Raw genomic sequence first — 14,964 nt, 5'->3', positions numbered from 1 at the left:
GCGCCTTTGGCGCCGGGCCGCAGCCACGTGCGCCAGGTCGGCCGGCGCGGCGCAGGTTGAATGGGTTGTGCCGGCCCCGCGGGCTGGGAAGGGCGCGCGCTCAAAGCGGAATGATTCATCGCTTACCCCGCGATCGCAACGGCGTCGGCGGCGAGCCACGACAGGCCGAGCGTTTGCCCGACTTCGTACTGGCTGCCGAAACGGTTGGTGGGGAAGGCGGCGACGAGCGGCGCGGCATTGGCGGTATGCGGCTCGAGATAGAGCTTGGTCATGCTGCCGGTCACCATGATGTCGGTGAGTTTCGCGGACAGGCTGCCGCCGTTGCCGGAGTCTGAGTCCGCGCTCGCACTGTCGTGCACGCGCAGATTTTGCGGACGCAGCATCAGCTTGACCGGCTTGCCGTTGGCGATCACCGGGTCGTAGGCCATCGCTTCGCCTTTCGCGACGCCTTGCACGCTGATCTGCACCTGATCGCCGGCACGTCCCGTGACGACCGCGTCGAGCAGATTCGACTCGCCGAGAAAGTCCGCGACGAACACGCTGTTGGGCCGGAAATACAGATCGGCCGGCGTGCCGAGTTGAGCGATCGAACCCGCGTTCATCAGGCAGATGCGGTCCGACATCGTCATCGCTTCTTCCTGATCGTGCGTCACGTAGACGATCGTCGTGCCGAGTTCGCGATGGATGCGCTTGATCTCGAGCTGCATGTGATCGCGCAGTTTCTTGTCGAGTGCGCCGAGCGGTTCGTCCATCAGAATGATCGAGGGCCGGTAGACCATGCAGCGCGCGAGCGCGATCCGCTGCTGCTGGCCGCCGGATAGCTCGCGTGGATAGCGTTGTGCCACGTGCGGCAGATGCACCATCTCCAGCGCTTGCATGACCTTGTCTTGCGTGGCCTTTGCGTCTGTCTTGCGCATCTGCAGTGGAAACGCGATGTTCTGCGCGACTGTCATGTGCGGAAACAGCGCGTAGTTCTGAAACACCATACCGATGTCGCGTTCGTACGGCGCGCCGTACGTCACGTCCACGCCGTTGATGCGAATCTGTCCTTCATCCGGCAGGGCGAGGCCGGCGATCAGGCTGAGCAGGGTGGTCTTGCCAGAGCCGCTCGGTCCGAGCAAGGTCAGGAACTCGCCCTCGGCGACGTCGAGACTGGTCGGCGCGAGCGCGACGAAATCGCCGTAGCGTTTGCTGAGTCCCGCGATCTGAAGATTCGAAGCAGACATGGAATCGGCCTCCGTGAAAGGTGACAGGGAGTGGCGGCGCGCTTACGTCAGGATCCAGCGATTGAAGCGCTCGAGCGCGACGCTCTGGTTTTCCTGCCAGTACTTCGCATCGATATGCAGGCCGTTGGCCATGTTCTGCGGATAAGTCGGGCAGTTTTTGGCGATTTCGGGCTTGATGAAGTTGAATGCTTCGGGTTGCGTCAGACCCGCCGGGAAATAGTCGACCAGCGCGGCCTGGCGTTTCGGATCGGCGGCGAATTTGATGAATTCGCGGCAGGCGTCGGCGTTCGGCGAGCCCTTCAGGATCGACCAGTTGTCGACGCCCCAGATGTTCTGGTTCCAGACGATGCCGACCGGCGCGCCGCTGGCAATTGCCGCTTGCGCGCGCGAGATCCACGTGCTGATCATGTCCACTTCGCCCGAACCGAGCATCTGTTCGACCTGTGCGCCGGTGGTCCACCAGACGTCGACATGTTTCGCAATCTTGGAGAGGCTCGCGAAGCCACGGTCCATGTTGCAGGGATAGACCTGGCCGGTCGCTACGCCGTCGGCCATCAAGGCTTGTTCCATCGTGTCGAACGGATATTTGCGCAGGCCGCGGCGGCCCGGGAAGTCCTTCACGTTCCACATGTCGGCCCATGAGTTCGGCGCCTTGCGGCCTTTGAACGCGTCAGTGCGATAGGCGAGAACGGTCGTGTAGATGTTGGTGCCCACGCCGTACGGCGACATGTATTGCTTCGGGATCTTCGCGATCACCGGATCGGATTCCAGCCCGTGTTTCTCGAGGTATTCCTTGCCGCCGCCCGTCAGCAGAAGAATTGCCGGCTGGCTGATCTTCGCCATGTCCCAGGTGTAGCTGCCGGTGTCGACCATGCTCTTGATCAGCGCGGTCGGTTCGGCGTTCGCCTGCACGCCGACCACTTCGATGCCGGTCTTCTCCGTGAACGGCCGGTAGAACACCGCGCCGTAGGCCTTCGTATAGATGCCACCGTCGTCACGAATCACGATCCGTTTGCTGGCCGCGCGCGACGGCGTCCAGACGAACGGGAACGCGACCGCTGCCGTGCCTGCCAGCGCCGCCTTGATGGCCGTGCGGCGGCCGGGTTGTTGAATCTGATCGCGTGTGGGCTGCTTTTTCATGACGACTCCAGGGAAGTGGCAAGCGTGGAAAGCGAAAGACCGGTATGGCGAAAATTCAGGCTGCGTGAGCGGCGCGATGGGGCACGGAGCGGTGCCTCAGGGCAGCAGGCGGCCGGGGTTGAATAACTGGTGCGGATCGAGCGCCTGCTTCACCGCGCGCATCAACGTGAGTTCGATAGCGGATTTGTAGTGCGCCATTTCGCTGAGTCCGGTCTGGCCGACGCCGTGTTCGGCGCTGAACGTGCCGTGCAATTCGTGCGCGACTTCGTTGACGCAATGGCGCATCGCGGTGGCCATCGCGACGGGGTCCGCGAATTCGCGCCATGCGTCGAAGGTGAAGAACGGGATGAAGTGCGCGTTGCCGTCGCCGAGATGGGCAACGATCAGAATGTCGAGGCCGGGGATGATTGCGTGGACCGCGCGTGTGGACTGCTCGATGAACGCAGGCACCGCCGATACCGGCACTGCGCAATCGGTCGTCAAGCCCACGCCGGCTTTCTTGTTCGCTTCGGACACGCTGTGGCGAATTTCCCAGAGGGCGGCGCGCTGCGTGTCGTTGCTGGCGAATACCGCATCGACGATGAGGCCGGCATCGGCTGCCTGTTCGAGCGTGTGTTGCAGCAGTTCCGCCATCTCCTCGCCACCGCGTGTGTCCGCGAGCTCGACCAGCACGTGCCAGTCATGCAGTTCGCCAAGCGGATTGCGGCGCTCGGGTACATGTTCGATCACGAGTTCGAGCTGGCGGCGGTTGATCATCTCGAAGGCGTTGAGCCGCGAACCGCAGGCGGCCTGGAACATGCCGAGAATACGCAGCGCGGCCGCCGGGTCGACGGGCGCGAACCACGCGAGCGCGTGATGCGTCGGCAACGGATGCAGCTTCAACGTGGCCGCCGTGATGATGCCGAGCGTGCCTTCCGTGCCGATGAAGAGATGCTTCAGATCGAGACCGGTGTTGTCTTTGCGCAGCGCACGCAGGCCGTTCCAGATCGTGCCGTCGGCGAGCACCACTTCGAGGCCGAGCACGTTGTCGCGCGCGTTGCCGTAGCGCAGAACGCCGGTGCCGCCCGCATTCGTCGACAGATTGCCGCCGATCTGGCATGAGCCTTCGGCGCCGAGACTTACCGGAAAGAGCCGTTGTTCGGCCGCGGCGGCGTCCTGCACGGTCTTCAGCACGCAGCCGGCTTCGACTTCCATTGAACCGTTGGCCGCGTCGATCGAGCGAATCCGTCGCATTCGCGAGAGGTTGACGATGACTGGCCGAACGCCTTCGCTCGCGGGCACGGCGCCGCCGCACAGGCTGGTGTTGCCGCCTTGCGGCAGGACCGGCACGCCGTGCGCCGCGCACAGGCGAACCACCGCGGATACCTGCGCTGCCGTCGACGGCAGCGCAACACAGAGCGCCGGCGCCTTGAAGCGGCCGCGCCAATCCTCGGTGAAACCATCGAGGTCGGCTTCGGCGCTCAGGACCGCGTCCGCTCCGAGTTCGGTTTGCAGGCTGGCTAACAAGGGCGCGACAGGGTTCATTTCTGGTTCCTTGATCGGGCGGCTTCGATGCGGTCGGCTGCGACCCAGGTGGGACGGGACCTGCGTTGCCTGAGAAAAAGCATATGAGTAAAAAAATCGCATTGAAATGCAACTAATCGCAATGCGATTAAAGTGCTCGTTTTTCCTGGCGTGGCTCGGGAGGGTGCTGTCGGCCACGAAAGAGGGCGCTGACGGTCACGAAACAAATAAGCAAAGCGAAATTTGTTGGTTTGGGTAAGCCTGCGGCGCCGCGATACTTGATCGTCCGATGGCCGCGCCATTCGATTTCGACGCATCCGTCTGCTGTTCAACTCCCAGACCGAACCCGACACCATGACGCAATCCCATCACCCCGATCAGCCTGCGCTCGACACACTGCGGCTGATCGGTCCAGCACCTGATAACTGGGTCCCGCCGCGCGAGGGCATCGACCATAACGTGGTGGTTGTCGGCGGTGGACAGACCGGCGCGGCGTTCGCTTTCGCCCTGCGGCGCGCCGGCATCGGTCAGGTTAGCGTGATCGATGCCGCAGCAGATGAGGGTCAAGCGGGCGTCTGGTTGGATCGCGCCCGCATGAATAAGCTGCGCACCCCTAAATCATTGGTGGGCCCTGAGGCGGGTCTGCCGGGGCTGAGCTTCCAGGCATGGTATGAAGCGCGCTTCGGCGCCGATTCGTATGCGGAGATCGACCGGATTCCTCGCACGCGTTGGGCAGAATATCTCGCGTGGTACCGGCATTTCCTCGAGATTCCGATTCGCTACGGCACGCGGCTTACGCGAATCGAACCGGTAGGTGAGCATTTCCGTTTGCATCTGGAAGTACGCGATGGCGCCACAGTGCGCAACATCGTGGAGACGGCACACAAGATCGTGCTCGGCAATGGCGTTGCGGGTAACGGTGGGCCGAACATTCCTGCAGTGGTGAAAAGCCTTCCGTCGACACTTCGTGCACACACTTCCGAGGCGATCGATTTTGCTGCGCTGCGCGGCAAATCCGTGGCGGTGATCGGCGGCGCGGCATCCGCATTCGATGCGGCGGGCACGGCGCTCGAAGCCGGTGCAGGGCAAGTGCATCTGTTCGTGCGTCGTGAGCGGATTGCCTCGGTGCCGGTGACCCGCACACGCGCTTATCCTGGCGCGTACGACAATTATTTCCATCTGCCAGACGCGATTCGCTGGTCGCAGGCGCGGCGCTTCCGCGTTGCCGGCTCGACGCCGCCAGTCGACGCCGTGGAGCGCGTCACCCGCTTTCCGAACTTTCATCTGCATCTCGGCGCGCCGTGGACACATGCAAGCGTCAGAGACCAGCGTGTCGAGACCGACGTGGCGGGTGAGTCGTTCGCATTCGATTTCGTCATTGCCGGCACGGGCTATGTGATCGATCCGGCGCTGCGGCCGGAGTTGGCGCACATCGCCGGGCATATCCGCCTGTGGCGCGATCAATACGTGCCCGCTGCAGCCGATAGCGATGACGCGCTGGGCGCGCATCCGTATCTCGGCGCCGCGCTCGAATACCTCGAGAAGGTCGAGGGCGAAGCGCCTTATCTGAAGCACATCCACGTCTACAACCCGGCGGCCTTCGTTAGTTTCGGCTTGCCGGTCGGCGACGTGCCGAGCATGAAGCGCGATATTCCCGCCGTGGTGCAGCGAATCAGCCGCGATCTGTTTCTCGCCGATCTGGACGCGCATGAAGCACGGATTCACGGCGACATTGCCGCGGATTTCGACGATTCAGTCTACGCACAGAGCGTCTGGCAGCGCGACAGGGTTGACGTCGCGTGAAGCGGATCGTAGCAAGCACGCGGTCACGATAGTTCAACCAGGCGAGAGGCAGGAGCCGCTATGTCTACGCAATTCGAATCGATCACGACAGGAGCGCCGGCTATCGGCGACGTCGGCCGCGCCGTAACACGGCGTGGGTTTTCACGCGGTGTTTTGATTGCTGGCCTCGCTGCCATAGCGTGGTTCGGCAGCGCCGCGCTGACCGAGTGGTGGCCGAGTGCCGACGACTGGCCGTACACGAAAGAATTTATCGCGTTGAAGCTGGTGCTGGCGGCATTTGCTGTTGCAACGGCGGTAGCGGGATGGCGCAATTCGACCACTCAAGCGACGACGCCCACACGCACCGGCGCATGGCTTGGGGCAATGCCATGGTTGCTCGCGCTGGCGCTCGGCCTGAGCGCATGGGAAGTCGTCACGGCACAACTCGAATGGCTGCCGCGGCCCTTTTTCGCGCCACCGCAAGCGCTGATCGGTGTCTATGCCGAAGACTACCCGCGGCTTGGTTCGAGCGTCGTGCATTCGTTCGGGCTACTCGCCTATGGCTACGTGTTAGGCGCCGTGGCTGGCTTCGTGACGGGCGTGAGCATCGGCTGGTCGCAGGCCGTGAGCTACTGGGTCCATCCGGTCTTGCGCCTGATCGGGCCGCTGCCGGCTACCGCATGGTTGCCGTTGGCGTTCTTCTTCTTTCCGTCGAGCTTTAGCGCAAGTGTGTTCCTGATCGCGCTGGCGACCGCCTTCCCGGTTGCGGTGCTGACCTGGTCGGGAGTGGCCGGTGTCAATTCGGCCTATTACGACATCGCGCGCACGCTCGGCGCACGGCCCGCTTTTCTGATTCTGCGCGTGGCGATTCCGGCGGCGCTGCCGTCTGTGTTCGTCGGCCTGTTCATGGGTCTTGGCGCATCGTTTTCGGTGCTGATCGTCGCGGAGATGATGGGCGTGAAAGCGGGGCTTGGCTGGTATCTGCAATGGGCCCAGGGCTGGGCGGCGTATTCGAACATGTATGCCGCGCTGCTCGTGATGGCGCTGATGTGCTCCGGTCTGATCACCTTGCTGTTTCGTGTGCGTGACCGCTTGCTGGCCTGGCAAAAGGGATTGCTCAAATGGTAGCCGTACCCGAAGTGTTGAATCAGTCGGCCGCTACTCGGCCGGTCCGCGACGGCGCGCGCATCGACGTGCGCCACGTCAGTCATCAATTCGCGCTGCGAGGCGCCGCGTTGCCAGTGCTTCAGGATGTCAGTTTCACGGTTGAGCCGGGCGAGTTCGTCGCGCTGCTCGGCCCGAGTGGTTGCGGCAAGTCCACCTTGCTGCGGCTGGTCGCTGGACTCGATACGCCGACGCAGGGCAGCGTGCAGGCCGATGGTGCTGCAATCGCCGGTCCCGATCCGTCGCGTGTGGTGGTGTTTCAGGACCCGACCTTGTACCCGTGGCGTACGGTGCGCGGCAATGTCGGGGTCGGTCCGCAGGCGCAGCGCAAACGCTTCGCGCGACACAACGGCCCGCAAGAGAAGCAGGCGCAGCAGCGGATCGACGCCGCCCTGGAGTTAGTCGGCCTCAGTGAATTCGCCGAAGCGTTTCCGCATCAATTGTCGGGTGGCATGGCGCAGCGCGTGGCGCTGGCCCGCGCGCTCGTCAACGATCCGGCGCTGCTGGTGCTGGACGAGCCGTTCGGCAAGCTCGACTCCCTCACACGTATCCGCATGCAGGATGAACTGGCGCGGCTTTGGCTGGACGCGCGCTTTTCCGCGCTGCTGGTGACACACGACGTGGAAGAAGCGCTGTTGCTCGCCGACCGCGTGATCGTTTTCAGCGAGCGGCCGGCGCGCGTGGTCGCCGAAGTGCGCAACGACGCGCCGTATCCGCGCCATCGCGACGATCCGAAGCTGGTGGCGCTGCGCCGCGAGGTGCTCGCCCAGCTCGGGCTCGACACTTGAACGAATAAAACAATCGATAACGACCAGAGGAACAGTCAACCATGAATCCCTACGATGAATCGCCGCTGAGTCCGGCCCGCCGCGCGTGGTTGCGCAAGACGGCCTGGACCGCGGGCGCGGCGGCGCTCGGTGGTGCGTCGCTGATGCCGGGGTCGCTCGCGTTCGCTCAAACGCCGCAGGCTCCGCTCAAACCCCTCAAGCTTTCCTGGAACGCGGGCGCGATCTGCACCGCGCCTGTCGCCGTCGCGGTGAAGCAGGGGTTTTTCGAGCGGCACGGCTTGCAGGTGGAGCTCGTGAATTTTTCAGGGTCGACCGATCAGTTGCTCGAGGCAATCGCGACGGGCAAGTCCGATGCGGGTGTCGGCATGGCGCTGCGTTGGATCAAGCCGCTGGAGCAGGGCTTCGATGTGAAACTCACTGCCGGGATTCACGGCGGGTGCATGCGTTTGCTGGCCACGCGCGCGTCGGGCATCGTCGATGTGGCTGGGTTGAAAGGCCGCACGATCGGCGTGAGCGATATGGCGAGCCCGACCAAGAATTTCTTCGCCATCGTGTTGAAGAAGATCGGCGTCGATCCGGAGCGCGACGTGAACTGGCGCCAGTATCCGGCGAACCTGTTGGGCGAGGCGCTGAAGAAGGGCGAAGTGCAGGCGATTGCGGATGGCGACCCGACGATCTGGTCGATCCGCGAATCCGACCACTTGTATGAGGTGTCGAACAATCTGTGCGGCGAATATCAGACGCGTTCGTGCTGTGTGCTCGGCGTGCGCGGTACGCTGGTGCGAAAAGATCGCGCCACCGCGCAGGCGTTGACGCAGGCGCTGCTCGAAGCGACCGAGTGGACTGCGAATCATCCTGCGGATGCCGCCGCGATTTTCTCGGTCTATACGCCGTCCGCCGATGCGGGCCAACTGGCGGCGATGCTCAAGAGCCATACCGATCGCCATCATCCGGTTGGGGATGCGTTCAAGAAGGAGATCTCGCTTTATGCCGACGACCTGAAGGCAGTGGGCGTGCTTAACAGCGGGACTGATTCCAATCGTCTCGCGGATCGGGTGTTCTCGAACGTGCTGGCTTGACGGCACGCCGTATCTGTCCGATATGCGGTTTGTGTCGAACGATAGTCGAATTTATCGTTTGGCCGTGGCGGAAGGCATCGTTACGCTAATCGGCTTGCCTATGATGCGCCGACGCCATGATGAACCCGCACAACTCTCCGCCATCGCGCGGCCGCCGTCGACTGCTGGGTCGTCTGGCGGCCGGCGGTCTCGTCGTTTCACACGCCGCGGCAGCTAGCGAACTGCTGCGGCCGCTCGAGGTCGCGTCGTCGAGCCGGGTGCCCGGCGGGCCTGTACTCGAGCATCCATACGGCGTGCCGTCGCCGTATGAGGCGAATGTCGTGCGGCGGAGTGCGCGCGCGTGGCCGCTGCCCGGTGCGGCTTCTTCAATGACGCCGCTTGCTGATCTGCACGGTACGCTCACGCCCAACGGTCTGGTCTACGAACGTCATCACGGCGGCGTGCCGTACATCGATCCCGATCAGCATCGGCTAGCCATTCATGGCCTCGTACGCACGCCCAAACTGTTCACGATGGACGACCTGCTGCGCCTGCCGTCCGAATCGCGGATTCATTTTCTCGAATGCTCCGGCAATACCGGCAACGAATGGAATGGCCCGAGCGGCATGCCGGTGCAACTCACGCATGGTTTGCTGTCGTGCTGCGAATGGACCGGTGTGCGTTTGTCGACTTTGCTGGAGGAGGTGGGCGGTGTGACGGCGTCCGGCAATACAAGCGGCGGCGGCTGGTTGCTGGCCGAAGGCGCGGATGCCGCTGCGATGACGCGCAGCTTGCCGCTCGATCGGATACTCGACCGCGCGCTCGTGGTCTATGCGCAGAACGGCGAACGCTTGCGCCCTGAGAACGGCTATCCGTTGCGTCTGATCGTTCCCGGCTTCGAGGGCAATACGAACGTCAAGTGGCTGCGCAGGCTGAAGGTGGTCGATGCGCGGTTGCAAACGCGCGAGGAAACCTCGAAGTACACCAGCCTGCTCGCGAACGGCACCGCGCGTCAGTTTGCGTTCGAGATGGATGCGAAGTCGGTGATCACGCGGCCGTCGCCGGGACATCGGCTCACCACGCACGGCTATTACCCGATCACGGGTCTGGCCTGGTCCGGACGCGGGACGATCCGCAAGGTGGAGGTGTCGACCGACGGCGGCGTGACGTGGCGTCCCGCGCGTCTGGACGGTGCGATCCTGGATCGTGCGCTCACGCGTTTTCAGGCGGACTGGCGCTGGGATGGCGGTGCGACTGCGATTCTTTCGCGCGCCACCGATTCGACCGGCTATGTGCAACCGACACGAGCCGAACTCGTCGCCGCGCGTGGCCTGAATTCGCAGTACCACTACAACGCGATCCAGCAATGGCGAGTGGATGCTAACGGCGAGGTGCGTAATGCGTGATGACCGCCGTTTGACCGGCGTGCGGGCGCGAACGGCACGGACCGCGCTGGCCGTGCTGCTTTCGCTCACGGCACTGACATCGTGCTCATCGATTGCGCCGGGTGACCAGAGCGCCAGGTCGATCCATGATATCGGCACGCCGCTCACCGAGCAGGACCTCGCTGCCTGGAACATCGACGTGGCGCCGGATGGCCGCGGCCTGCCTGCGGGCGGCGGCGACGTCGCCACCGGCGCGCACATATTCGCCGCAAAATGCGCGGCGTGCCACGGCGCGCAGGGGCAGGGCGGTCTCGGCGATCAACTGGTGGGTGGGCAGGGCACACTGACCAGCGCGAAGCCGAAGCGCACCGTGGGCAGCTACTGGCCCTATGCGACGACGCTCTTCGACTATATTCGCCGCGCGATGCCCTACAACGCGCCTGAATCGCTTTCCGCCGACGAGGTGTACGCGCTCAGCGCATTTCTGCTCAACCAGAACGGCATCGTGCCGGCGAATACGCGGCTCGACGCGGCCTCGCTGCCGCGTGTGGCGATGCCTAATCGCGGCGGTTTTGTGGCTGATCCGCGTCCAGGGCAGCTATGAGGCGCTTGCGCTGATCGGACGGTCCGGGAGCGGGCCCGAAGCGCCGCTAACCGTTATTGCCGGCTCGCTCATGTAACCGCTCATGCAGTCGGCTTCATGCAGCCGGCGCAGCAGGCGCATTCGGTGTGTATTTCCGCAGCCGCTGGGAAATCAGATGCGAAGGTTTTTCGATCATCCGGTAAAACGCGTAGCTGATGGCGAACGCCAACGCCACCTGCACGAACCAGGCGAATCGGGACGTCTCGTCGAATCGGGTCATTTCCAGCAGGGCGAGCGCCATCTTGTGGCAAAGATAGAGGCTATAGGACCACGCGCCAAAAGTAGCCAGTCTGGACCAGACGCCGCCTCTGGAAGGCGTGGCTGTCTCCGCCGCGATCCAGATTGCCGCGAGGAACTGAAATAGCGGAAGCGTGATATCGGGCGTAATCAACGGCACAACGGCCGGTTTGAGATTCGATTCGGACAGCAGAATCATAACGGCGGCCCCGGCAGCGACAATCACCACTCTCAGCGCAACCAGGTGATTCGCGAGAAAGCGGGTGCTGCGATCAAGGCCGCGCTTGATCATCAGGGTAAGCGGCGAATACGCGCCACGAACGTGGAACTGCTCCGCGTTGCGCTGAGTCTCCGCGATCAGGCAGCCGAAGATCCATCCGGCCGCATACAGTAAAGCCGTACCCGGAACGCCATACGTCTCAATGACGCAGCCGTGGCAAACGGGATGCCCGATCAGGCGAACCACAGCCACCATCACGCCCGCCGCAACCGCGCAGCCAACGATCATTTCGCCGATGTAGCGAAAGCGGGCGCGCAGGAGCGGATAAGCGGCGTAATACACCATCTCGCAATAGAGCGACCACAGCACGGACTCCAGATAGTTCTGCCCCGTCGGCAACGGTTGAACGAGGCACAGCAGGATGACTAGCGGTAATCCAATGCGGATGAATCTGGACGCGTAATAGTTGATTGGCTTAAGCGTCACATCCTTTTGATATGCGTTATGGATGCAATAGCCGGAAATGACAAAGAAGACGATGACGGCGGCAGGGCCCGCGAACAGCGCTGTCGAGCCGGACCATAGTGCGCCGCCGAGGAAGGCGAGTTGATGAGGCAGAAGTTCTTTAAACGCGGGTGGCTTGAAGTGATACATCAGCACCCAGACAGCCGCGAGGAATCGAATCGCATCAATCTTTAGCGACTTGTTCAGATTCGCAGACGCTGAGAGATTCAAGGTGATCGCCATTTATTGCCCCTTCTTCTATTCAGGCTGCGGCGATCTTACGTCTGTCGTGATCAACAAAAATCGAAAAAAATGGGGAAATAAATGTCCCACCAGGCCTCAGTAAAATGCAATGTTGGGCGGTTGTTTTTGTCAGCGTCAGGTGCGGGTTTACAGCAATACCTTGCGGCATTGACATAGGTTTTAGCCCGAATGGATTGATGCGGGCACAATTCAAAGCTAGGCTCTGTCGAAACCGAACAATAATTCGAGGCACAAGGATCCAATGACTCCATCGGAAAACATTGACCAGCTGATCGCAGGCATCACGGACTGGCGTGGCAAAACATTCGCCAGCATCCGCAAAACCATCCTTGAAGCCGACCCGGAGATCATCGAGGAATGGAAGTGGATGGGAAGCCCGGTGTGGTCCCGCGACGGAATGATCGCGGTCGCCAATGCTCATAAAGGGAAGGTGAAGCTGACCTTTGCCCACGGGGCGAATCTCGCCGATCCCGACAAGCTTTTCAACGCGGGCCTCGACGGTAACGCGAGACGCGCGATCGATTTTCTCGAGGGCGATAAGGTCAATGGGCCCGCTTTAAAGAAACTCGTGCGCGCCGCTATTGAGTACAACCAGACCAAATTGAAGAAAAATGCGCCGGCGAGTACTCGAGCGAAAGCACATAAAGCTAAAGAGGCGTGAAGCAATAGCGTTATCTTGGGGAAGCGCTTAGGCCGATCAGGCTGATTGGAATATCTACGGTTCTCAGCGCGACAGCAACGAAACGGTCGCGATGCCGAGAATCGTCATGATGAGCGAAGCCGCTACGTGAATGACGATTTCGCCTGCCGCCCAGCCGAGCCGGCCGTCCTGCAAGCGCTGCACGACTTCCGCTGAGAACGTCGAGAACGTCGACAGGCCGCCCATCAAGCCTGTGATGACGAAGAGCCGCCATTCCGGCGCGATCTGCGGCACCCTTGCGAACCACGCAACCGCGACGCCGATAACGTAGCCGGCAATCACATTAGCGGCGAAGGTGCCGAGCGGCATGCCCGTGAACAGGCCGTTCAGACGGATACCGAGAAACCAGCGGAACAGCGAGCCGAGCGCGCCGCCGATGCCGACCGCGAGAATGGACAAATACATGAAGAAGTACTCTGGCGAAGCCGAAAGGTCGACAAACCGGGCTTGAGCGGAAGGCGTGATGCCGCGTCCGCAGTCGTCCGGGCGAAGCAGGCATCATCAGCCATCGAGGGCGGTTGAGGGAGAACGCCATCGGGAGAATGCCATCTCCAGCGCGCCAGTCTAGCATTGGCAGGGCATTGGGGACAGGTGAGCGCCGTCGCGGCGCGCGTGTCCGGTCTGCATCGCGTGGGGCGTGATCTAGAATCAATAGAGGGCCTGCGAGCGTCTGCCGTGGTCCACTGCAACGCCGCAACCGCGCGGGAGGCCGACATGACGAAGGGCTACCAGCTCACGTTCTATACGGAGAAGAACCGGCGCCACGGCCATCAATCGGTCGTGGAATGTCTGCTGTCGATCGCGAAGCTCATCGGCATTCATGGCGCGACCGTCGTGGCGGCGGCCGAAGGCGTCGGCCACGCTGGCGCGCGGCATGCAGCGCGCTTCTTCGAACTGGCGGATCAACCGCAACTGGTGATCTTCGCGGTCACCGAAGGGGAGGCGGAAGCCTTGCTCGAAGCGGTGCGAGCGGGCTGCCTCCCGGTGTTCTACACGCGTTGCCCGATCGAATTCGGCCTGATCGGTGAACACGGGGACGCGAAACATCCGGCGCGCCGCTAAGCCTGGTTTGCGGTCAATGAGCGACTAACTAGCGGTTAAGCCGTCAGCCGACGCTTTCGCGCTCCGGCGTCGCCGAAATCTTGTGGATCGACAGGTCCGCGCCGTTGTATTCGTCTTCCTGGTCGAGCCGCAAGCCCACCGTCAGGCGAATCGCCCCATACACGAGCGTGCTGCCGAGCGTCGCCACCACGATGCCGCCCAACGTGCCGATCAGTTGCGCGCCGAACGATACGCCGCCCAGTCCCCCGAGCGCATGCAAGCCGAAGATGCCGGCGGCGAGGCCGCCCCACGCGCCGCACAGACCGTGCAATGGCCACACGCCGAGCACGTCGTCGATACGCCAGCGGTTTTGGACGCAGGTGAACATGTACACGAACAGCACGCCCGCAATGCCGCCCGTCACCAGCGCGCCGAGCGGATGCATCACGTCGGAGCCGGCGCACACCGCGACCAGCCCGGCGAGCGGGCCGTTGTACGTGAAGCCGGGGTCGTTGCGGCCCGCGAGCCACGCGCTCAGCGTGCCGCCGACCATCGCCATCAGCGAATTGACTGCCACGAGGCCGCTGATCTTGTCGACGGTCTGCGCGCTCATCACGTTAAAGCCGAACCAGCCGACCGCGAGCACCCATGCGCCCAGCGCGAGGAACGGAATATTCGACGGCGGATGCGCGGCGATGCCGCCATCGCGGTGATAGCGGCCATGACGCGCGCCGAGCAGCAGCACGGCCGGCAACGCGACCCAGCCGCCAAACGCATGCACCACTACCGAACCGGCGAAGTCGTGAAACGGCACGCCGAACACCTGGGTGAGCCAACCCTGAATACCGAAGCGACCGTTCCACGCGATCCCTTCGAAGAACGGATAGACGAAGCCGACCAGCACGAAGGTGGCGAACAGTTGCGGATTGAATTTCGAGCGCTCAGCGATACCGCCCGACACGATCGCGGGAATCGCCGCCGCGAAGGTCAGCAGGAAGAAGAAGCGCACCAACGCATAGCCGTTGTGCGCGGCCAGCGACTCGGCGCTGCCGAAGAACTGCACGCCGTAGGCGATCGTGTAGCCGATGAAGAAATACGCGATCGTCGAGACCGAGAAGTCCACCAGAATTTTGACGAGCGCATTGACCTGATTCTTTTTGCGGACCGTGCCGAGTTCGAGAAACGCGAACCCCGCATGCATGGCCAGCACCATCGCGGCACCCAGCAAAAGGAAGAGGGTATCGGTGCCGGCTTTCAGACTTTCCATCGATGTGTCCCGCTTATGACAAAAAAGCGGGCATGGAATGCA

At 62.8% G+C, this 14,964-nt stretch carries 14 protein-coding genes and 1 riboswitch; of the genes, 8 read left to right on the top strand and 6 right to left on the bottom strand.

Annotation, left to right across the window (positions count from 1 at the left end; genetic code table 11):
• Positions 1–122: 122 nt before the first annotated feature.
• The 3 genes from KHO30_RS18290 to KHO30_RS18280 all read right to left on the bottom strand — a co-directional run bounded on the left by KHO30_RS18290 (position 123) and on the right by KHO30_RS18280 (position 3,890).
• Positions 123–1,226 (bottom strand): ABC transporter ATP-binding protein, encoded by a 1,104-nt coding sequence (locus tag KHO30_RS18290; RefSeq protein ID WP_211701742.1) that lies wholly within the window; start codon positions 1,224–1,226, stop codon positions 123–125.
• Between the two features lie 42 nt (positions 1,227–1,268).
• Entirely contained in the window at positions 1,269–2,366 is a 1,098-nt protein-coding gene (locus KHO30_RS18285) for an ABC transporter substrate-binding protein (protein WP_093632415.1), read from the bottom strand.
• Positions 2,367–2,462: 96 nt separating this feature from the next.
• Complete coding sequence (locus tag KHO30_RS18280; RefSeq protein ID WP_200618573.1) at positions 2,463–3,890, bottom strand: FAD-binding oxidoreductase; 1,428 nt, start codon at positions 3,888–3,890, stop codon at positions 2,463–2,465.
• A gap of 333 nt (positions 3,891–4,223) precedes the next feature.
• Between KHO30_RS18280 and KHO30_RS18275 the strand changes: the two genes are divergently transcribed.
• The 6 genes from KHO30_RS18275 (at position 4,224) to KHO30_RS18250 (ending at position 10,650) form a co-directional block, all read left to right on the top strand.
• Positions 4,224–5,672, top strand: coding sequence for a SidA/IucD/PvdA family monooxygenase (locus tag KHO30_RS18275; protein ID WP_211701741.1), 1,449 nt, complete (start codon positions 4,224–4,226; stop codon positions 5,670–5,672).
• Positions 5,673–5,732: 60 nt separating this feature from the next.
• On the top strand, positions 5,733–6,779 hold the full coding sequence (locus tag KHO30_RS18270) for an ABC transporter permease (protein WP_200654035.1): 1,047 nt from the start codon (positions 5,733–5,735) through the stop codon (positions 6,777–6,779).
• Positions 6,773–7,603 carry an ABC transporter ATP-binding protein gene (locus KHO30_RS18265; RefSeq protein ID WP_211701740.1) on the top strand — a complete coding sequence of 277 codons (831 nt, stop codon included), beginning with the start codon at positions 6,773–6,775 and terminating at the stop codon, positions 7,601–7,603. Before KHO30_RS18270 ends, KHO30_RS18265 begins: the two co-directional genes overlap by 7 nt.
• A gap of 41 nt (positions 7,604–7,644) precedes the next feature.
• Positions 7,645–8,682: an ABC transporter substrate-binding protein gene (locus KHO30_RS18260; protein WP_211701739.1), complete on the top strand. Its 1,038-nt coding sequence runs from the start codon at positions 7,645–7,647 to the stop codon at positions 8,680–8,682.
• Between the two features lie 116 nt (positions 8,683–8,798).
• Positions 8,799–10,067: a sulfite dehydrogenase gene (gene soxC, locus KHO30_RS18255; RefSeq protein ID WP_211701738.1), complete on the top strand. Its 1,269-nt coding sequence runs from the start codon at positions 8,799–8,801 to the stop codon at positions 10,065–10,067.
• Entirely contained in the window at positions 10,060–10,650 is a 591-nt protein-coding gene (locus KHO30_RS18250) for a c-type cytochrome (protein WP_211701737.1), read from the top strand. The genes soxC and KHO30_RS18250 overlap by 8 nt, the downstream gene beginning before the upstream one ends.
• Before the next feature lie 94 nt (positions 10,651–10,744).
• On the opposite strand, the gene KHO30_RS18245 is transcribed toward KHO30_RS18250, so the two are convergent.
• Positions 10,745–11,893 carry an acyltransferase family protein gene (locus KHO30_RS18245; RefSeq protein ID WP_093632423.1) on the bottom strand — a complete coding sequence of 383 codons (1,149 nt, stop codon included), beginning with the start codon at positions 11,891–11,893 and terminating at the stop codon, positions 10,745–10,747.
• A gap of 262 nt (positions 11,894–12,155) precedes the next feature.
• On the opposite strand from KHO30_RS18245, the gene KHO30_RS18240 reads away from it, so the two are divergent.
• Entirely contained in the window at positions 12,156–12,575 is a 420-nt protein-coding gene (locus KHO30_RS18240) for a DUF1801 domain-containing protein (protein ID WP_054040078.1), read from the top strand.
• A gap of 63 nt (positions 12,576–12,638) precedes the next feature.
• Here the strand turns inward: KHO30_RS18240 and crcB are convergent, their stop codons facing one another.
• Entirely contained in the window at positions 12,639–13,019 is a 381-nt protein-coding gene (gene crcB, locus KHO30_RS18235; RefSeq protein WP_093632425.1) for a fluoride efflux transporter CrcB, read from the bottom strand.
• A gap of 80 nt (positions 13,020–13,099) precedes the next feature.
• Positions 13,100–13,176, bottom strand: a riboswitch (Fluoride riboswitch).
• Positions 13,177–13,328: 152 nt separating this feature from the next.
• Between crcB and KHO30_RS18230 the strand changes: the two genes are divergently transcribed.
• Complete coding sequence (locus KHO30_RS18230; RefSeq protein ID WP_093632426.1) at positions 13,329–13,676, top strand: DUF190 domain-containing protein; 348 nt, start codon at positions 13,329–13,331, stop codon at positions 13,674–13,676.
• Positions 13,677–13,719: 43 nt separating this feature from the next.
• Here KHO30_RS18230 and KHO30_RS18225 read toward each other — a convergent pair whose 3' ends face one another.
• A complete protein-coding gene (locus KHO30_RS18225) occupies positions 13,720–14,922 on the bottom strand; it encodes an ammonium transporter (protein ID WP_200618564.1) in 1,203 nt (400 codons plus the stop codon).
• Between the last annotated feature and the right edge of the window lie 42 nt (positions 14,923–14,964).

The organism is Paraburkholderia aspalathi, assembly GCF_905220735.1.
GTDB classification, from domain to species: Bacteria; Pseudomonadota; Gammaproteobacteria; order Burkholderiales; family Burkholderiaceae; genus Paraburkholderia; species Paraburkholderia aspalathi.
Note: the sequence above shows the minus strand (reverse complement) of the source record. Positions and strands in the feature narration are given on the sequence as shown.